This window comes from Streptomyces sp. SAI-127 (assembly GCF_029894425.1).
In the GTDB taxonomy this organism is placed as follows: Bacteria; Actinomycetota; Actinomycetes; order Streptomycetales; family Streptomycetaceae; genus Streptomyces.
In genome coordinates this window covers 6,760,629-6,779,246 of the sequence record NZ_JARXYJ010000001.1, presented here as the reverse complement: position 1 = coordinate 6,779,246, position 18,618 = coordinate 6,760,629, and the positions used below count along the sequence as shown (strand labels likewise).

The 18,618-nt window shown below is 71.7% G+C and carries 15 protein-coding genes; 9 read left to right on the top strand and 6 right to left on the bottom strand.

Features of this window, described 5'->3' with window-relative positions:
* Positions 1-37: 37 nt before the first annotated feature.
* Positions 38-1,468 (bottom strand): FGGY-family carbohydrate kinase, encoded by a 1,431-nt coding sequence (locus M2157_RS31270; protein ID WP_280868300.1) that lies wholly within the window; start codon positions 1,466-1,468, stop codon positions 38-40.
* Between the two features lie 97 nt (positions 1,469-1,565).
* Here M2157_RS31270 and M2157_RS31265 point away from each other — a divergent pair, with 97 nt between their 5' ends.
* The 3 genes from M2157_RS31265 to M2157_RS31255 all read left to right on the top strand — a co-directional run bounded on the left by M2157_RS31265 (position 1,566) and on the right by M2157_RS31255 (position 4,996).
* Entirely contained in the window at positions 1,566-2,609 is a 1,044-nt protein-coding gene (locus M2157_RS31265; protein WP_280866859.1) for a 2-hydroxyacid dehydrogenase, read from the top strand.
* 13 nt (positions 2,610-2,622) lie between these two features.
* Positions 2,623-4,050, top strand: coding sequence for an FGGY-family carbohydrate kinase (locus M2157_RS31260; protein ID WP_280866858.1), 1,428 nt, complete (start codon positions 2,623-2,625; stop codon positions 4,048-4,050).
* 739 nt (positions 4,051-4,789) lie between these two features.
* Positions 4,790-4,996, top strand: coding sequence for a hypothetical protein (locus M2157_RS31255; RefSeq protein WP_280866857.1), 207 nt, complete (start codon positions 4,790-4,792; stop codon positions 4,994-4,996).
* Here M2157_RS31255 and M2157_RS31250 read toward each other — a convergent pair whose 3' ends face one another.
* Positions 4,997-5,659 (bottom strand): DsbA family protein, encoded by a 663-nt coding sequence (locus M2157_RS31250; protein WP_280857642.1) that lies wholly within the window; start codon positions 5,657-5,659, stop codon positions 4,997-4,999.
* 136 nt (positions 5,660-5,795) lie between these two features.
* Between M2157_RS31250 and pepN the strand changes: the two genes are divergently transcribed.
* Positions 5,796-8,381, top strand: coding sequence for an aminopeptidase N (gene pepN, locus M2157_RS31245; RefSeq protein WP_280866856.1), 2,586 nt, complete (start codon positions 5,796-5,798; stop codon positions 8,379-8,381).
* Between the two features lie 205 nt (positions 8,382-8,586).
* Entirely contained in the window at positions 8,587-9,645 is a 1,059-nt protein-coding gene (locus tag M2157_RS31240; RefSeq protein ID WP_280857644.1) for a hypothetical protein, read from the top strand.
* Between the two features lie 84 nt (positions 9,646-9,729).
* Here the strand turns inward: M2157_RS31240 and M2157_RS31235 are convergent, their stop codons facing one another.
* The 3 genes from M2157_RS31235 to M2157_RS31225 all read right to left on the bottom strand — a co-directional run bounded on the left by M2157_RS31235 (position 9,730) and on the right by M2157_RS31225 (position 13,204).
* Positions 9,730-10,914 (bottom strand): glycosyltransferase, encoded by a 1,185-nt coding sequence (locus tag M2157_RS31235; protein ID WP_280868299.1) that lies wholly within the window; start codon positions 10,912-10,914, stop codon positions 9,730-9,732.
* A gap of 143 nt (positions 10,915-11,057) precedes the next feature.
* Positions 11,058-12,212 carry a serine hydrolase domain-containing protein gene (locus M2157_RS31230; RefSeq protein ID WP_280857645.1) on the bottom strand — a complete coding sequence of 385 codons (1,155 nt, stop codon included), beginning with the start codon at positions 12,210-12,212 and terminating at the stop codon, positions 11,058-11,060.
* A 434-nt stretch (positions 12,213-12,646) separates the two neighbouring features.
* Positions 12,647-13,204, bottom strand: a complete 558-nt coding sequence (locus tag M2157_RS31225; protein WP_280866855.1) for a CGNR zinc finger domain-containing protein — start codon at positions 13,202-13,204, stop codon at positions 12,647-12,649.
* Between the two features lie 123 nt (positions 13,205-13,327).
* On the opposite strand from M2157_RS31225, the gene M2157_RS31220 reads away from it, so the two are divergent.
* The 4 genes from M2157_RS31220 (at position 13,328) to M2157_RS31205 (ending at position 17,121) form a co-directional block, all read left to right on the top strand.
* The gene (locus M2157_RS31220; RefSeq protein WP_280857647.1) at positions 13,328-13,771 is read left to right on the top strand and encodes a VOC family protein; all 444 of its coding nucleotides are present in this window, start codon (positions 13,328-13,330) and stop codon (positions 13,769-13,771) included.
* A gap of 2 nt (positions 13,772-13,773) precedes the next feature.
* Positions 13,774-14,655 carry a pyridoxamine 5'-phosphate oxidase family protein gene (locus M2157_RS31215; protein WP_280866854.1) on the top strand — a complete coding sequence of 294 codons (882 nt, stop codon included), beginning with the start codon at positions 13,774-13,776 and terminating at the stop codon, positions 14,653-14,655.
* A 9-nt stretch (positions 14,656-14,664) separates the two neighbouring features.
* On the top strand, positions 14,665-15,111 hold the full coding sequence (locus M2157_RS31210) for an NUDIX hydrolase (protein ID WP_280866853.1): 447 nt from the start codon (positions 14,665-14,667) through the stop codon (positions 15,109-15,111).
* 231 nt (positions 15,112-15,342) lie between these two features.
* Entirely contained in the window at positions 15,343-17,121 is a 1,779-nt protein-coding gene (locus tag M2157_RS31205) for a TIGR03767 family metallophosphoesterase (protein ID WP_280857650.1), read from the top strand.
* Here M2157_RS31205 and M2157_RS31200 read toward each other — a convergent pair.
* Positions 17,118-18,356 (bottom strand): transposase, encoded by a 1,239-nt coding sequence (locus tag M2157_RS31200; RefSeq protein WP_280866852.1) that lies wholly within the window; start codon positions 18,354-18,356, stop codon positions 17,118-17,120. The two genes, M2157_RS31205 and M2157_RS31200, sit on opposite strands and share 4 nt — an antisense overlap.
* Between the last annotated feature and the right edge of the window lie 262 nt (positions 18,357-18,618).

The following is an 18,618-nucleotide window of genomic DNA, read 5'->3' as shown; positions in this document are numbered from 1 at the left end:
CTCCAGGTTCTCTGCGGTCGGTCACGGTCGGTCGTCGTCAGGATGCCGTGGTGTCCTGGTCGAGTCGGGCGCGCGCGTGGGCCGCCACCTGCGCCGAGAGCCAGCCGCGCTCGCTGAGTTCGCCGACGAGACGGGCGTACGGCTCGGCGAAGAGCGCCGTGCGGCCGGGGCGCGGTTCCACGACCGTGCGGATGCGGACCATGTGCTCGGCGGCCTCCGCCAGGGGGGTGCCCGTAGTGCCGTGCAGCGCCAACGCGGCCATTCCCAGGGCCGGTTCGGTCTGTTCGGGTACGCGGGCCGGGCGGCCGAGGATGTCGGCGCGGAGCTGGTTCCAGTACGGGCTGCGGGCCGCGCCGCCGGTGAAGGTGAGGGGGCCGTCGAGCGGGGCGCCCAGGTGGTGCAGGTAGTCCAGGCACAGGCGCTCCGCGAACCCGACGCCCTGGAGGAGCCCGGCCCAGCGGTCGGCGTCGTCGGCGGGCGTGCCGAGGAGGAGGGCGGTGGCGTCCGGGGCCAGGAACGGGAACCGCTCGCCCCGCGAGACCAGCGGGTAGGCGACCGCGCCGGACGGCTCGAAGGCGGCGGCCCGTTCGTCCATGGCCACCGGGTCCACGTCCGCCGGCAGCGCCCCCGCGCCCACGCTCGACGCCCCGCCGGGCAGCCAGGTACCGCCCGGCGCGCGGTGGTTGTAGACCACGCCGGTGGGGTCCCGCACCGGCTCCGGGGCGGCCCCCTTGAGCACGAGGGTGGTACCGAGCACCGAGTTCCAGGATCCGTGCCGCAGGGCGCCCGCCGCGATCTGGGCCGCACAGCCGTCGGTCATCCCGGCGATGACCGGGGTCCCGGCGGGGATGCCGGTCGCCTCCGCGGCGGCCGGGCAGACCTCGCCGAGCCGGGTGCCGGGCAGGACGACCTCGGGGAGGTCCAGCGCGATATCCGGCCAGGCGTCGCGCTCGAGGTCGTAGCCCGTCTTGAGGGCATGGCTGGAGTCGGCCGGCACCGGCCTGCCGATCAGCCGGGCGGTGACGATGTCGGGCTGGTGGGTGACCCGGCCCTTCCCGTGCGCGCCAACGAGCCACAGCGCCTTCGGCAGCGCCCACGTGTCCTGCACCGCGAGCCCCGCCTCCCGCAGCCGTGCCGCCTCGCCCGCCGCGCGTGCGTCGTCGTACATGAGCGCCGGGCTCGTCGGCCGTCCCTCCACGTCCGTCAGCAGCACCGTCCCGGACGTCCCGCACACCGCGAGCCCACCGATCCGTACGCCCGTCAGGGTGAGGAGCGCGGAACGGGACGCCGTGCGCACGGCCTCCCACCACTCCCCCGGATCCTGCTCGTGCCGCCCGCCCTCGCGCCGGCCGCCGAGCGGGGCGGAACCCCGGCCCCGCACGGTTCCGCCGGCTGTGACCGCCAGCGCGCGGACGCTCTGTGTGCCGAGATCGATCCCCAGCCACACCGTCTCGTTCTCGTCTGTCATCTCTGTCATCGGGGCCTCCCACCCGCACGGGGTCTATGCGTACCCCGGACCCGCGGCTCAACATCGTGACAGTGAAGCGACGATCCGGAGGTCGACGATGCCCCAGAGGACCGATCCCGTACGTGTCGTGGCGGCCGGCGACCACTTCGTACTGCCGGGGCTGATCGCCGGGGCCGTCGAGGCCGAGCTGGGCGACATCGCCGCGGAGACGAAGGAGTTGAGGCTCGGCTGGCCGCTGGACCCCTTCGGGCCCGTGGCGGAGGTGACGGAGGCGAGTGACGCCGAGGACGAGCTGATCGAGGCGCTGGACGGCGCGGAGGTCCTCGTCACCCAGATGGGCCCGGTCACCGAGCGGGTGCTGAACGCCGCCGACAGCCTGCGGCTGGTCGTCGTGTGCCGGGGCGGCCCGGTCAACGTGAACCTCGACGCGGCCAAGGCCCGTGACGTACGGGTGTGCTTCGCGCCCGGCCGCAACGCCGCCGCCACCGCCGAGTTCACCGTCGGCATGCTGCTGGCCGCCATGCGCCGCATTCCGCAGGCCCACGACCTGCTGGCCGGGAAGGGCAGTTGGGAGGGCGGCGCCGCCTACTACACGTACGAGCACAGCGGCCTGGAGCTGGAGGACCTGCCCGTCGGACTCGTCGGCTACGGCGCCGTCGGCAGCAGGGTCGCGCGCGTGCTGTGCGCCTTCGGCGCGCAGGTCATGGTGTACGACCCCTATGTGCGCGGTGAGATCCACGGCCTGCGCGTGTCCTCGCTGGACCAGCTCCTCACCCGCTCCCGGGTGATCACCCTGCACGCCCGCCTCACCGCCGAGACCCGCGGCCTGATCGGCGCCCGCGAGCTGGGCCTGCTGCCCCAGGGGGCGGTCGTGGTGAACGTGGCCCGCGGTCCGCTCCTCGACGAGAGCGCCCTGTGCGACGCGCTGGAGGCCGGCCGGCTGTCGGCGGCGGCCCTCGACACCTACGCGCACGAGCCGCTGGCCCCGGACTCCCGGCTGCACGCCCTGGCCGACCGGGTCGTCCTGACCCCGCACCTCGGCGGGGCGAGCCGCGCGGTGGCCGAGAAGGCGGCGAGGATCGCGGCGGAGGAGGTGGGCCGCTGGGTGCGGGGGGAGCCGTTGGCGCACTGTCTGACCTGAGCCGGGAGGCAACATGTACGTCGGTATCGATGTGGGCACGTCCGTCGTCAAGGCCGCCGCGTTCGACAGCGGGGGCCGTCAACTGGCCGTCGAGTCACGCCCGGTGGAGCTCTCCCTGCACGGAGGGTTCGTCGAGCAGGACATGGCGGAGGTCTACGACGCCGTCGTCGACGTCCTCGGCAAGCTGACCGGGCGGGTGCCGGAGCCGGTGGAGCTGGCCGGGCTGACCGGTCAGGGCGACGGGGTGTGGCTGGTCGACGAGGAGGGGCGGCCGGTGCGTTCGGCGCTGTCCTGGATGGACGGCCGGGCCCACGAACTGCTCGACCAGTGGCTGGCGGACGGCACGTTCGAGACGGTGTTCCGGCGGACCGGCGGCGCGATGTTCCCCGGCTCGCCGGGGCCGTTGCTGGCCTGGCTCGACCGGTACGACCCGAGGTCCCTGGATGCCGCCGCGACCGCCGTGTACTGCAAGGACATGGTCTTCCAGCGGCTGACGGGTGCCGCGCGGGCGACGACGGACGTGTCGGACGCGTCCATGCCCTTCCTCGACCCTCGGACACGGACGTACGACAACCGGGTGGTCGAGCTGCTGGGGCTCACCCGTCGCCGGCGGCTGCTCCCCACGATCGGCGATCCGATCGCCACGGGTGAGGCGCGGGGCGAGGGGCTGCCGTCCGGGACGCGGCTCTCGAACGGGCCGTACGATCTGCCGGCCTGTGCGCTCGGGGCCGGGGTCACCTCGCCGGGCGACGGACTCCTCATCGTCGGAACCTGTCTTGCCGCGCTCGTCGCCACCACCGAGCTGGACCTGAGCGGGGAGCCGGCCGGGCTGTACATCTCCACCGACCGGACCGGCCACCGGCTGCGGGCGATGCCGGCGATGGTGGGGACGGCGGCGCTGGACTGGGTGCTGTCGACCACGGGCCTCACGCATGCGGAGGTGGACGACCTGCTGGCGGCGACCCCGCCGGGGGCGCACGGGGTTCGGGTGCTGCCGTACTTCGCTCCCTCCGGGGAGCGGGCTCCGTTCGTCGAGCCCCATCTGCGGGCCGAGCTGAGCGGGGTCTCACTGGAGACGACCAAGGCGGATCTGATCCGGGCGACCTGCGAGGGCATCGGGTACGCGGCCCGGCACTGTCTGGAGGCGGCCGGGCTGACGGGTTCGCTCGCGGTGTGCGGCGGAGGCACTCGAAGCTCCGCGTGGATGCAGCTGCTGGCGGACGTGCTGGGTCGACCGTTGCGGGTTGTCGAGGGCGAGGTGGGGGCCCGGGGGGCGGTGCTGGCGGCGGCGGAGCGGTACGGGGTCTCGCTGGACGCGGGTGCCTGGACCGAGCCGACGGCGATCGTGGAGCCCGACGCGGGGCGGGCCTCGTACTACGCGAAGGGATACGAGGACCACCTGGGCCGGCTGAAGGAGGCTCGGGGGCGGGCGAGGCACTGACGATGCGAAAGGGCCGGGAGCGAGCCGGCAACAAGCTTGGAGCGGACCGGACGCCGGCGATGTGAGGAGGCTCGGAGCGGGGCCGGGGCTGGTGATGCAAGGAAACTCGAAGCGCGCCCGGCCCCTGCGAGGCGAGGAGGCCCGGAGCGGCCCGGCGCCGGGGTGCGGGGAGGATCGGGGCGGGCCCGGCCCCGACGACGCAAGGAGGCTCGAAGCGGCCCGGCGCCGGGGTGCAGGGAGGATCGGGGCGGGCCCGACGCCAACAACGTCAGGAGGCCCGAAGCGGCCCAGCGCTGGGGCGCAAGGAAACTCAAAGCAGGCCCGGCCCGACGACGCGAGAAGGGCTCGAAGCGGCCCGGCGCAGGTGATGCGGGGAGGCTAGAAGCGGGGCCGGGGCTGGTGATGCAAGGAAACTCAAAGCAGGCCCGGCCCCTGCGAGGCGAGGAGGCCCGGAGCGGCCCGGCGCCGGGGTGCAAGGAAACTCAAAGCAGGCCCGGCCTCGGCGAGGCGAGGGGGCTGGGAGCGGCCCGGCGCTGACGACGCGCGGGGGCCCGAAACGGCCCAGCGCCGGCGACGCAAGGAAACTCAAAGCAGACCCGGCCCCGGTGAGGCGAGGGGGCTGGGAATGAGCCCGGTGCTGATGATGTGGCGGGACCGATTCCGGGCTGACGCCTCGGCTCCGCGAGGACCTACGCTCGCGGGGCCGGGGCGGTCGGCCTCTGGCCAGTCAGGGGGTCACATGCCGAAGATGCCATGCCCGAACTGCGGCTCCTCCGAGGAGTTCGAACCCCTCAGGGACGACAAGGAGAAGGCACACGTCCGGAAACACAAGCCGAAATGGACCCGCCTGAACGCGTACTACCGCTGCTCACGCGGGAGCTGCCGGCGGTTCCAGCGGCTGGGTGACGTGACCGACGGCGACACCTTCCCCGAGCCGGAGAAGTGATCACAGGTTGCTGAAGTCCGGGCCCTTCGTGCGCGTGCGCTTGATCTCGTAGAAGCCCGGGACCGACGCCACCGCGAGCGTGCCGTCCCACAGCCTGGCCGCGTCCTCGCCCTTGGGGGCCGGCGTGACGACCGGGCCGAAGAAGGCGATCTGCTCGCCGTCCGCGCCGGGGACCGCGATGACCGGGGTGCCGACCTCCTGGCCGACCTTGTCGATGCCCTCCTTGTGGGAGGCCCGCAGCTCGGCGTCGAACTCGAAGTCCTCCTGGTCGGCGTAGTCGATCAGGTCGGCGGGCAGACCCACCTCTTCGAGCGCGGCGGCGATGGCCTCGACGGTCGGGCCCTCGTCCTGGTTGTGGATGCGGGTGCCGAGCGCGGTGTAGAGCGGACCGAGGACGTCGGCGCCGTGCTTCTGCCAGGCCGCGGTCACCACACGCACCGGTTTCCACGCCTTGGTCGCCAGCATGTCCCGGTACTCCTCGGGCAGCTGGTCGATCTTGTCCTCGTTGAGCACCGCCAGACTCATGATGTGCCAGCGCACCTCGATGTCCCGGACCTTCTCCACCTCCAGGACCCAGCGGGAGGTCATCCAGGCCCAGGGGCACAGCGGGTCGAACCAGAAGTCGACGGGGGTCTTGCCGGAGGCGTTCGAGGTCTCGGACATGAGTCTCCTAGAAAAGTGTTCGTTTCAACCCGCAACACCGCTCGTCGCCCACCCCATTCCCGGCTGACCGATGTCAGGAGCACATGGCAGGATCGGGCCTGTCCGCATGCTGAAGACACCCGAGGGAGTACCGCCCGTGCCCGGTGAGAATCTGTCCCGCGACGAGGCCCGGGAGCGGGCCGCCCTGCTGTCCGTCGACGGGTACGACGTGTCCCTCGACCTGCGCTCGGCGGTCGGCGACCAGGCCGGGGACGGCCCGCGCACCTTCCGGTCCGTGACCACGATCCGCTTCCGGTGCAACGAGCCGGGGGGCACGAGTTTCGTGGACCTGATCGCGCCGAGCGTCACGGCGGTCTCGCTGAACGGCCGGGACCTCGACCCGGGCGCGGTCTTCGACGGCTCCCGGATCGCCCTGGAGGACCTGGCCGCCGACAACGAACTGGTCGTCGACGCCCAGTGCGCCTACTCCCGCACCGGTGAGGGCATGCACCGCTTCGTCGACCCCGAGGACGGCGAGGTCTACCTCTACACGCAGTACGAGCCGGCCGACTCGCGCCGCGTCTTCGCCAACTTCGAGCAGCCGGACCTCAAGGCGCCCTTCCGCTTCGAGGTGCGGGCGCCGGAGGGATGGGTGGTCTGGAGCAACGGGGCCGGCTCGGAGAGCGACGGCGTCTGGCGGTTCGCGGAGACCAAGCCGATCTCGACGTACATCACCTGTGTGGTGGCGGGCCCGTACCACTACGTCACGGACTCCTACGAGCGCGTCTTCGAGGACGGCACCCGGCTGGAGATCCCCCTCGGTGCCCTGTGCCGCAAGGGGCTCGCCCCGCACTTCGACTCCGACGACGTCTTCCTGGTCACCAAGCAGGGCCTGGACTTCTTCCACGACCACTTCGACTACCCGTACCCCTTCGGGAAGTACGACCAGGCGTTCGTGCCCGAGTACAACCTCGGCGCGATGGAGAACCCGGGGCTCGTCACCTTCCGCGAGGAGTTCATCTTCCGGGGCAAGGTCACCCAGGCGTCCTACGAGGGCCGGGCCAACGTCGTCCTGCACGAGATGGCGCACATGTGGTTCGGCGACCTGGTCACCATGGTCTGGTGGGACGACCTGTGGCTGAAGGAGTCCTTCGCGGACTTCATGGGCACCTTCGCGAACGTCGGCGCGACCCGCTTCGAGGACGCCTGGATCACCTTCGCCAACCGCCGCAAGGCCTGGGCCTACCGCGCCGACCAGCTGCCCTCCACGCACCCCATCACCGCCGACATCCGCGACCTCCAGGACGCCAAGCTCAACTTCGACGGCATCACGTACGCCAAGGGCGCCTCCGTACTGAAGCAGCTCGTCGCGTACGTCGGCCAGGACGCGTTCCTGGAGGGCGCGCGGCGCTACTTCAAGCGGCACGCGTACGGCAACACTCGCCTCGGCGATCTGCTGTCGGTGCTCGAGGAGACCAGCGGGCGGGACATGGGCGCGTGGGCGCGGTCCTGGCTGCAGACGGCCGGGGTCAACTCCCTCACCCCGCAGGTGCTGTTGAGCGCCGAGGGACGGGTCGACGAGCTGGCGGTCGTGCAGGAGGCGGCCGAGTCGCACCCGGAGCTGCGGCCGCACCGGGTGGCGGTGGGGCTGTACCGGCGCTCCGGGGGCGGTGCGCTGGAACGGTACGCGCGCGCCGAAGTGGACGTCGACGGCCCGCGGACGGTCGTGGCGGAGCTGGCCGGTGCTGAAGCGCCGGAGCTCGTGCTCGTCAACGACGACGACCTGACGTACTGCAAGACCCGCTTCGACGCGGGCTCCCTGGAGACCCTGAAGTCGGGGCTGGGTGACCTCACCGACCCGCTCGCCCGCGCCCTGTGCTGGTCGGCGCTGTGGAACATGACGCGGGACGCGCTGCTCCCGGCCAGGGAGTTCATCGACATCGTGCTGCGCTTCGCGGGCCGCGAGTCCGACATCGGCGTCCTGCAGATGCTGCACGCCTGGGCCGAGTCGGCGGTCGTGCACTACGCGGCGCCCGAATGGCGCGACCGGGGTGCGGGGCTGCTCGCCGAGGGGGCCGAGCGGGAACTGCTCGCCGCCGAGCCGGGCAGCGAACAGCAGCTGGCGTGGGCGCGGTTCTTCGCGCGGACGGCCGAGAGCCCGGCCGGCCTGGACCTGTTGCAGGGCCTGCTGGACGGCACGGCGACCATCGACGGGCTGACCGTCGACCAGGAGCTGCGGTGGGCCTTCCTGCAGCCGCTGACCGTGTGGGGCGTGGCCGACGAGAAGGCGCTGGCCGCCGAACTCGCCCGCGACGACACCGCGTCCGGCAAGCGCCATCAGGTCCGCTGTCTGGCCGCCCGTCCGTCCGAGGCGGTGAAGGCGCAGGCGTGGGCGCAGGTCGTGGAGTCCGACGCGCTCTCCAACGCCCTGGCCGAGGCCACCATCTCGGGGTTCAACCAGCCGTCCCAGCGGAACCTGCTGGAGCCCTACACGGAGAAGTACTTCGCGGTGATCGAGCGGGTCTGGCAGGACCGCTCGATCCAGATCGCGATGAACACCGTCTCCGGGCTGTTCCCCTCCCTCCAGGACCCGCGGACGACGCTGGACGCGGCCGACGCGTGGCTCGCGGCCCACGAGGACGCGGCGCCGGCGCTGCGCAGGCTGGTGCTGGAAGGGCGGGACGATCTGGCGCGGGCGCTGCGGGGACAGGAGTGCGATGCGCGGGCCGTCAACCACGGATGACCTTTGGCCTGAGCTTGGGCTCCCGGTAGCCGTTACGAAATCCGTTCAATAGCAGCCGTAACCCCTGGTCCCACCCGAATGGACCAGGGGTTTCGCTCTCTACTCGGCACCCGAACACCCGTCCTTTAGTACTGCCTTGTCCGCATTTGTCGACAGCCGTGTAACAGCGGCTATCGGGCGGACCGGACGCGGGAATCTCCGCTGCATGAACCACAACGCCCCGCTCCCCCCGCTCTCCCCCCGCCCCCTGCGTCACCTCTCCGAGGTGCACCGCCGTGTCGTGACGGCCGGCCGGCTCCGTACGACCGGCGTCTCGGTCGCCGAGGCGAACGAGCAGTGCCGGCCCGGCGGCCCCTGGCAGCAGATCCTCCCGGGTGTCTACCTGCTCCACCCGGGCTCGCCGACCAGCGAGGAGCGCCTGCACGCGGTGCTGATGTACGCGGCACGGGAGACCGCCGCCGGGGTCCCGGCGCAGCCGGGCGCGGAGGACCCGCACCGCCCGATGTACGCGGAGGCGATGATCACCGGTCTCGCGGCGCTGACGCTGCACGGCTTCAGCTCGACCCCGCCGCTGCTCTCCCTGGACCGGATCGACGTCCTGGTCCCGAGGATGCGCCGGCTGCGCTCGGCGGGCGGCGCGCGGATCGTCCGCACGTCGGCGCTCCCGGCCGCCGAGCAGGTCACCGGCGTCCCGGTCGCCCCGGTCGCGCGCGCCCTCGCCGACGCGGTCACCGAACTGACGGACGCGGGCGCGGTACGCCGGCTGCTGACGGAGGCGGTCCGCGGCGGCCACTGCGAACCGGCCGCCGTCGTCCGGGAGCTGAACGAGGCCAGGCTGCTCAGCCGCCCGCACGTGGTGGACGCGGTGGACTCCCTGCTCGCCGAGGGCCGCGCCATCGCGGAGGACCGCCTGTACCGCATGGTCCAGGAGTACGGCCTCCCGGACCCGGTGTGGAACGTGGATCTGAGGCTGCCGGGCGGGCCGCACCTGGGCGGACTGGACGCGTACTGGCCGGAGCAGGCGGTGGCGGTCGAACTCGACACCCGCGCGCCCCGGCAGCGCCACCGGCAGGACGACGACGCCCTCTGGTCCGAGTACGCCCGCAAGCGCGAACACCTGGAGCGCCTCGGCATCACGGTCGTCCACATCACCCCCCGCAAACTCCGGGACGCGATGGAACAGCAGGCGACGGTGGTCCGTACGGCCCTCATGGCCTCCGGCGACCGGGATCCCGCCGCGTATGTCGTGGTGCTGCCCCGGTAGTGACGGACCGGGGCAGGACCAGGAGGGGAGAGGAGGGGCCACGGCGCCGGGGAGCCGGGCCCCTCCTCGCTGCGCGCGCGGCTGTCAGAACGGGCCGGGCAGCGCGGGGCGGGCGGCGCCCGCGGCGACGCGGTCCAGCAGGGCCGCGTACGACGCGATCATCCTCGTACGGCTGAAGCGCTCGCGGCTCGCCGCTAGGGCCGGGGCGAGGTCGGCGCGTACGGCCACCGCCTGTGACCAGGCCGCCGCGATCACCTCCGGATCCGGGGCCGTGACCAGGCCGCGGCCCGCCACGATCACCGCGCTGTCGCCGACGTCCGTCGCCACCGGGACCGCGCCGCACATCATGCCCTCGATCAGGCACAGCGGGGCCGCCTCGCCCCAGGCGGAGGTGAGGGCGACGACGTCGGAGGCGGCGTACAGCATCTCCATGTCGCTTCGGACGCCCAGCAGACGCACCCCCCGGTCCGCCAGGGTCGTCGCCCCTTCGAACGCCGTCGCGAGGTCCGCGGTGAGCCCGGGGTTCTCCGCCGTCATGCCCGCCCCGCACATCAGCACCTGCCCGTCCGGGACCCGGCCGAGCCAGGCGCGGGCGGCGGCGAGCAGCAGGGGGACGTTCTTCATGCCGTCGTAACGGGCGGCGAAGACGACCACGGGGGCCGCGGAGTCGATGCCGAGTTCCGTGCGGACCGCGAGGCGGCGGGCCGCGTCGGGGCGGAAGCGGAAGAGGTCGACGCCGTTGGGGATCACGTGGAGCAGGTCGGAGGGGATCCCGGCGGCCCGGTACGCGGCCCGGGTCGACTCGGCGCAGCAGACGCAGGCGACGACCGTGCCGTCGGCGATGGCCGCCTTCAGCTCGTCGAGGGCGGTGCCCTGGTTCTCCGGGTCGGAGCGGTGCAGACAGACCACGACCGGGCGGCGCGGCAGGCCCGCCTGGTTGAGCAGCGCCAGGGGCTGTTCCTTGAGGGAGACGATGACGTCCGCGCCGGCCGTCGCCCGGGCCGTTCCGGCCAGCTCCGGTCCGGTGAAACCGGCCGAAACGCCGGTGCTCCGGAAGGTGCGCCCGAGGGAGGTCACGCCCACTCCGGCCGCGGTCAGCGCCCGGTAGCAGGTGTCGTCCTCCATCCGCTGCCGGGTCGCCTCCCGGTGGACCTCGCCGTGCAGGCTCAGCACCTGATGGTGCTGGCCGCCCTCGGCGAGGCCCAGCACGATGTCGCTGTGCACGATCCGGGCCCCGCCGGAGAAGAAACCCTCGTACACCGACAGCACTCGCAGTTCGTGTCCCGTACGCACACGACCACCCGCCTTGCACACAGATCGAGCCATCCCCGTGAAGTGCGGGTTAGCCGATATGAGGCGGTACGGATATTACGTCCGGATGAACTGCGTGCTTCGTGTCCGAGTCGGTGCGACTACTCGCCACAGAACTCCGCTTCGACGACCGCGTCGGTGTCCCCCGACCAGTCGCCGTTGAAGTTGAAGGCGACGGAGTGCCGGCCGTCGGCCGTGGTCACGGCCACGGAGTTCGAGCCGTGGATGCCGCCGTCGTGACCCCAGACGTGGACCCCGCAGCTGAGCTCGCGGTCGATGAGACCGAGGCCGTAACCGGCGTTCGGGAGGCCCTCGACGGGCACCGTGGTCTTCATCTCCTTCAGCTGCTTCGGCGGGAGCAGCCGGCCCTTCAGCAGAGCCGCGTAGAAACGGTCCAGGTCGGCCGAGTCGGAGATCATCTCGCCCGACGAGGAGGCGAGGGAGGGATTCAGCCTCGTGACGTCGTACGTCGGTCCCGTCGCCGTCCGCGCCAGCTTGGAGTAGGCCCGGCTGCTGGGCTGCGGGACGTTGACACGGGTGCCCGGCACCGAGGTGGCGGTCAGATGCAGCGGGTCGATGACGCGGCGCCGGATCTCCTCGCCGTACGACCGTCCGGTGACCTTCTGGATCACCATGCCGGCCACGACGTAGTTGGTGTTGGAGTAGTTCCAGGACGCGCCCGGCGCGAAGTCCGGCTTGTGGGTCATGGCGATCGCGACGAGCTGCTCGGGCGTCTTCGTGTCGTAACGGTGCTCGAGGAAACCGTCCTTGAGGAAGTACGTGCGCCCGAACGTCTCGTCCGCGGTGTAGTTGAAGATCCCGCTCGTGTGGTTGAGGAGCTGCCGGACGGTGATCCGGCTGCCGTCGTGTCCGTTGCCGTGGACCAGGCCCGGCAGCCACCTCTCCACCGTGTCGTCGAGCGACAGCCGTCCCTCCGCCTCCAGTTGGAGCAGCACGGTGGAGACGAAGGTCTTGGTGATGCTGCCGACGCGGTAGCGGTCGTCCGCCGAACGCGGCGCGTGCGTCCTGAGGTCGCCGACCCCGGCGGTGGTCGACCAGGTCCTCCCGCCGTCCTTCGCGGTCAGCGTCACGCCCGGGACGCCGTCCTTCACGGCGGCGCGGACGGCCTTCCGGGTGGCGTCATGGTCGCCGGACCTGGTCCCGGTCCCGGCGCCGGCCGCCATCGCCGGCGCGGCGAAGCCGGCCGTGAGCGCCACCGCCGTCGTCGCCACCACCACTGTCGTACGTACCGTCATGTCTTCCCCCTGTTCGGGCACGCTCGGCGAGCGTGATCGGCGGGAGAGACCCGCGGCGGAGGGGGAAGGTTGAGGTGAGTACGGCTGGTTGAGCCGGTTTCAGCTAATTCTTGCAAGGGCATCGGCAGTGACGCCCGGGAGGAATCGCATCGTCAAGGGCGCGGCGCGGAGCTGCCGTGGGTCACCTCCGGCGGAGACCGCGACGCGAGACGGCTCGTTCACTCGTTCAGGTGATCCACTTCGAACGTGCGGTGGCCTGTCGTGCGGGTGTGTGCGTTTGGTGCTTGTGACGCTGGTGGTGCAGTTCAGATTGCTGCCGACGCCCGAGCAGGCGGCGGCACCGGAAACGACCCTGCACGCCTGACACCTCGGGGCAGGACTGGACGCAAACCCAGCATCGCCGCCAGTGATGCCCATTGTGCAAGCCCGGCGCTTTAGCGCTGGGCAGTTGACACGTCCTTGCTGCGCGCGTAATGCCGGGACGCCTTCGCGCGGTTGCCGCAGGTCGCCATCGAGCACCAGCGCCGGGTGCCGTTCCTCGACGTGTCGAAGAAGTGGAGCACGCACGAGTCGTGGGCGCATGACCGGATCCGGTCCGGCGCGGCGGCGAGCAGCTCCAGGTAGTTGCGCGCGGCGAGCCAGGCGGGTCCCCAGCCGGGGTCGCTCAACTCGGCCCGCTCGACGGGCCCTTGCGCGGTGAGAGAGACCCGGACCCGCCCGTGCTCCAGCACGGCGTCGACCAGGGGTGCCCCCTTCTCGAGTGACCCGTCCACCGCCGTGCGCAGGGCGTCCCGGGCCTGCTGGACGTGCCGCAGCATCCTGCCGTCGGGGGTGTAACCGCCGCTGAGTCCGGTCAAGTCGAGCCACGCCGCGAGCCCGTCCACGTCGGTGAGGAGGTCCTGGAGGGTTCCCTCGCTCATCCACCGCGTATTGAGCAGGTCGAGCGCGAGCGGCTCGCCGGTGAGCGGGCGGGGGTCGCGGGTGACGGGCATGTGGGGGCTCCCTTCCGTACTAACCGGTCAAGAGTACGTGACCGGTTGCATCCTCCGCTCCTAACCCTTAAAGTCATCTACAAGGGTTAAACATGCGAGTCTTCCAAGCTGAAGGGGACAGCCGTGACCTTGCGCACCGGCCACATCGGCCTGAACGTCACCGACCTCGACCGTTCGCTCGCCTTCTACCGGGACGTCCTCGGCTTCACGCCACTCGCCGAGGGCAAGGAGGAAGGCCGTCGCTACGCCTTCCTCGGCGACGGCGAGAACCTCGTCCTCACCCTCTGGCAGCAGGCCGAGCAGCCGTACGCCGCCGAGCGCGCGGGCCTGCACCACCTCGCCCTGGAAGCGGACACGATCGAGAAGGTGAGGGAGTACGAGGAGGCGCTGCGGGCGTACGGGGTGGACTTCGCCTACGACGGCGTGGTCGCCCACCGCGAGGGCGCGGGGTCGGGCGGCATCTTCTTCCACGACCCCGACGGCACCCGCCTGGAGATCTCCGTGCCGAGCGGCGCCGAGGAGGCCCCGGCCCCCTCCGGTACGGCTCCGACCTGCGGGTTCTTCTAGCCATGGGGGTCTATCACGCGGGCTCGCGGGCCGTGCAGGACCGGGTGGGAGTGCGCGAGCAGGCCGATCATGTGGGCCGCTCCGTCGGCCGGGGCATCCGGGAGGTCGCCGCGGCCTTCCTGGAGCTCCAGCCGCTGCTGGTCGCCGGCGCCGCCGACCCCTCGACGGGCCGGGTCTGGGCGTCGCCGCTCACCGGGGCGCCGGGCTTCGTCCGGGCGACGGGCCCGCAGCGGATCTCCGTCACCGGCGGCTGGTCCCCGGCCGACCCCCTCGCCACCGCCTTCACCACGCCCGGCACACCCGTCGGCACGATCGCCCTCGACCCCCGCACCCGCCGCCGTATGCGCCTCAACGGCCGACTCGGGCCCACCGCACGGGGGTTCGCGATCGAGGCCGACCAGGTGTTCTCGAACTGCCCGAAGTACCTGCAGAGGAGGACGTCGTACGAGGTCGTGGCCGACCGGCACCGGGGCGAGACACGGCACGGCGGTGAACTCACCCCGGAACAGGCCGAGTTCGTGTCGGCGGCCGACACCTTCTTCCTGGCCACCGTGCACGAGGGCGGCGCCGACGTCAGCCACCGGGGCGGCAACCCCGGCTTCGTGCGCGTCGATTCACCGGGCGAGCTCAGCTGGCGCGACTACCCGGGCAACTCGATGTTCCTGACCCTCGGCAACCTCGCCGCCGATCCCCGGGCCGGCCTGCTGTTCCTCGACTGGACGACCGGCACGGCCCTCCAGCTGACCGGCGAGGCGAGCACCGAGTTCGGCGAGGACCGCAGGGTCCGCTTCACCGTACGGGAGACCGTCGAGACCCCGTCGGCGCTCCCCCTGCGCTGGTCCGCGCCCGAATACTCACCGGCCAATCCGGACCCGGCGCACTAACTTCCTCCTATGCGCAAGACGTTGAGGGTGGCGGCCTACGCCATATGCGTCCGCGACGGACAGATCCTGCTCGCCCGCTGGATCGACGGCGGCCGGCCGGAGTGGACGCTGCCGGGCGGCGGCATGGAGCACGGTGAGGACCCCCACGACACCGTCCTGCGGGAGGTGGAGGAGGAGACGGGCTACCGCGTCGAGGCCACCGGCCTGCTCGGTGTCAGGTCCCACCGGCCCCCGCTCCGCCGCCGCTTCGGCCGCACCGTCGACCACCACGGCGTGGGGCTCGTGTACGAGGCCCGCATCACCGGCGGCGAGCTGCGGTTCGAGGTCGGCGGCTCCACGGACATGGCCCAGTGGCACGACCTCGACGCGGTACCCGGGCTGAACCGGGTGCCGCTGGTCGACTTCGGCCTGCGGCTGTGGCGGGAGCGGCCGATGGCCGGGCGGCCCGCGGAATAGGTGTCGTACCCCGCAAGATGAACACGGAGTGACCGCCCTCGGGCCGTTCGACGAGCGCTCCCGAACGCGCAGGGTGGCCCAAGATCGACGTACGGTGATCGGCGTTGCGCGTTGCCGTCTCGTTCACGCGCAGGTCATTCCCGGTGCCAAGCATCCAGAGCGAGCGGGAAATTCGCACCGGCGACTCCCGCGACCACTGCCGACGCAGTTCGCACTCGGGGAGATCGCGCCATGTCGCGCATACGCTCTGTCGCCAGCACCACGCTGGGGGTCCACCGCCGCACCGTCCTCGCCGCCGCAGGCGCGGCCGCCGTCTCCACGGGCGTCGGCTACGCCCTGCGGCCCACCGACAGCCAGGCCGCGACGACCGCAGGCCACGCCGAGGCGCCGGTGGCCCAGTCCGTCCACAAGGCCGCTCCGGTCGAGGCCCCCCTCGCCCCCTACACCCGCGGCACCACCGTCGCCTCGATCGCCGCCCCGCGCACGAGCTCCGGCTACCGGCGGCTGGGCGACGGCGCCGGCTGGAGCCGCAAGGTGCGTTCCGACCTCGCCGCCCCGAAGGCCGGGCGGGCCGGCCGCCGTACCCCGCTGGCCGCGTTCGTGCAGCTCACCGACCTGCATCTGATGGACAGCCAGCACCCGTTGCGCCTGGAGTACCTGCGCTCGACCGATGTGCACGCCTGGCGGCCCCAGGAGGCGCTGACCGTGCCGGGCGCGATCTCGCTCGTCGAGCGGATCAACGCGCTGCGGGGCGCCCCCGCCACCGGCGCCCCGCTCCAGTTCGCGATGACGACCGGCGACAACACCGACAACAACTCCCGCACCGAGCTGGACTGGTTCCTCACCGTCATGAGCGGCGGCCGCATCACCCCCAACTCCGGGGACCCGCGCCACTACGAGGGCGTCCAGAACAGCGGCCTCAAGCAGTACTGGCAGCCCGACTCGAGCACCCGCGACGCCGACAAGCAGCTCGGCTTCCCGCACCTGACGGGCTATCTGGCCGCCGCGATCCGGGAGCTCAACAGCCCCGGCCTCAACATCCCCTGGTACTCCACGGTCGGCAACCACGACAGCCTGCCGCTTGGCTGCTACGGCCACGGCGACTCCTGGCTCGCCGAATACGCCGTCGGCGGCAAGAAGCTCATGTCGCTGCCCGCGTCCGAGTCGAAGAAGCTCCAGGACATGATCAGGAAGGCCAGTGACCCCCAGGGCCACGCCTTCCGCGACCTGCTCAAGGCGCACGCCCGGAACATGCGCTCGGTCACCCCCGACGAGCGGCGCGCCCCCTACACCGCCCGCGACTACCTCGCGGCCCACCTCGACCCCGCGCACCGGGGCGTGGGCCCGGTCGGCCACGGCTACTCCACCGCCAACCTCGACGCGGGCACCCAGTACTACAGCTTCCGCATCGCCGACGACGTCATCGGCGTCAGCCTCGACACCACCGACCCGGGCGGTCACTACCAGGGGTCCATCGGCGCCAAGCAACTCCGGTGGCTGGACCGGACGCTGCGGGAGAACAAGGACTCCTACGTGGTCGTCTTCAGTCACCACACCAGCGACTCGATGGACAACACCCGCCCCGACCCGGCCCACCCGGGCGAGCGGCGGTACGGCGGCCAGGACGTCGTCGCCCTCCTCGCCAGTCACCGCAACGTCCTCGCCTGGGTCAACGGCCACATCCACCGCAATGTGATCACCGCCCATTCCGCCCCCGACGGCCGTTCCTTCTGGGAGATCTCCACCGCCTCCCACATCGACTTCCCGCACCTCGCCCGGGTCATCGAGCTGACCGACAACAAGGACGGCACGATCTCGGTCTTCACCACCCTGGTCGAGTCCGCGGCCCCCCACCGCACCGACTTCGCCGACCTCTCCCAGACCGGCCTCGCGGCCCTCTACCGCGAACTGGCCTACAACGCCCCCGGTTCCAGCAACAAGCTCGGCGGCGGCTCGGGGGACCGGAACACGGAGCTGGTACTGAAGAAGGGGTCAACTGCCCAACGCTAAAGCGCCGGGCTTGCACAACGGGCATCACTGGCGGTGATGCTGCGTTTGCGTCCAGTACCGCCCCGAGGTGTCCGGGGCGGGGCAGGGGCCGTTGACTGGGCCCCGCGTCGCCACAACTCCCACGCTCTGGCGCGGATGTTGCGGGAGCTGTTGCTGTCTGCGTGATCAACGAATCCGCAGCTCCGGCACGTGAACCAGGCCTGGGAGATGCGGTTCGCCTTGTCGATGTGGCCGCATTCGGCGCAGGTGCGGGAGGTGTACGCCGGATCGACGTGCACCACCGGCACCCCCGCGCGGCGGGCCTTGTACGCGATGAACTGCCCCAGCTGGTGGAAGGCCCAGCTGGAATGGGTGGCCCGTTGGGGCTTGCGAAGCCGTACCCGCTCGCGGATCCCCGTCAGATCCTCCAGGGCGATCCCGCGACCGGTGCGTTCTGCCTCGGCCACCACATGTTTCGCGATCTTGTGGTTGATGTCCTTCGCCCGCCGCGCCTCCTTGCGCCGCCGCTTCCTCAGCCGGCGCTTGGCGGACGGGGTGCTCTTCTTCTGCAGCTTGGCACGCAGGCTGCGCTCGCGCGTGCGGAGCCGGTTGAGCTCGCGCCCGGCCAGGATCTCGCCGTCGGAGGTGGTGGCGATGTTCACGATGCCCAGGTCGATCCCGAGGAAGTCCACCGGCTCCGTGTTCAGCGGCGCTTGGGGGACTTCGCAGGTGGCGTTCAGGAACCACATGCCGTCCCGCTCCAGCAGGTCGGACTCGCCCTTGCGGTACAGGGCCAGGGTGGCCAGCTGCTCCGCGGAAGCGGTGAATGCCACGCTCTTGACCCGCCCGGCGGTGGTCCAGATCGAGACCGTGCGGCCAGGGATCTGCCAGGACAGCATGCGGTCGTCGTAGGGTTGCGCACCCTGCGGGCGGAAGGAGATCGGCTTCTCGGTGGCCCGGCGGTAGCGCTGGGAGCCGGGCCTGCCGAGGTTTCCGGACTTCAGGTTCGCTTTCAGTGTGGTGTACGCATCGCACGTCTTCTTGATGACGTGCTGGGCTGCCTGGGCGCCCAGCCCCCAGCGGGACTTGACGGTGTCGTAGGTGTGCTGGCGCAGGGCGAAGTTCTTGAACTCCCCGCGCGCGAGGGCCACATTGCTCACCCAGGAGGCGGCCTCGTTGCAGGCGTGCAGGGTTGCCTCCAGTGCCGCCGCCTGCTCGGGCGTCGGCAGCAGCCTGACCTGCACCACCAGCTTCACAAGCACCGAACGTACACACCCGCACGACAGGCCACCGCACGTTCGAAGTGGATCACCTGAACGAGTGACACACAAGGGCGTGTGGCGACCCCTTGACCGGACCACAGACCCGGCCGCTCCTCGCGCCGCCCGACCCAAGCGAGGCCGCCCGGGGCTCCTCGCAAGAAACAAGCTGAAAGACCAACCAAAGGGCCCGCAAGGCGAATTGCCCGCTTTCACACGCCTCTTCACCGATGTCCCCAAAGGGCATCGCGGGTTTTCC

Bases quoted from the DNA above. Each gene is read 5' to 3' on its own strand.
- M2157_RS31270 (WP_280868300.1), bottom strand. From the start codon at position 1,468: ATGACAGACGAGAACGAGACGGTGTGGCTGGGGATCGATCTCGGCACA.
- M2157_RS31265 (WP_280866859.1), top strand. From the start codon at position 1,566: ATGCCCCAGAGGACCGATCCCGTACGTGTCGTGGCGGCCGGCGACCAC.
- M2157_RS31260 (WP_280866858.1), top strand. From the start codon at position 2,623: ATGTACGTCGGTATCGATGTGGGCACGTCCGTCGTCAAGGCCGCCGCG.
- M2157_RS31255 (WP_280866857.1), top strand. From the start codon at position 4,790: ATGCCGAAGATGCCATGCCCGAACTGCGGCTCCTCCGAGGAGTTCGAA.
- M2157_RS31250 (WP_280857642.1), bottom strand. From the start codon at position 5,659: ATGTCCGAGACCTCGAACGCCTCCGGCAAGACCCCCGTCGACTTCTGG.
- M2157_RS31240 (WP_280857644.1), top strand. From the start codon at position 8,587: ATGAACCACAACGCCCCGCTCCCCCCGCTCTCCCCCCGCCCCCTGCGT.
- M2157_RS31230 (WP_280857645.1), bottom strand. From the start codon at position 12,212: ATGACGGTACGTACGACAGTGGTGGTGGCGACGACGGCGGTGGCGCTC.
- M2157_RS31225 (WP_280866855.1), bottom strand. From the start codon at position 13,204: ATGCCCGTCACCCGCGACCCCCGCCCGCTCACCGGCGAGCCGCTCGCG.
- M2157_RS31215 (WP_280866854.1), top strand. From the start codon at position 13,774: ATGGGGGTCTATCACGCGGGCTCGCGGGCCGTGCAGGACCGGGTGGGA.
- M2157_RS31210 (WP_280866853.1), top strand. From the start codon at position 14,665: ATGCGCAAGACGTTGAGGGTGGCGGCCTACGCCATATGCGTCCGCGAC.
- M2157_RS31205 (WP_280857650.1), top strand. From the start codon at position 15,343: ATGTCGCGCATACGCTCTGTCGCCAGCACCACGCTGGGGGTCCACCGC.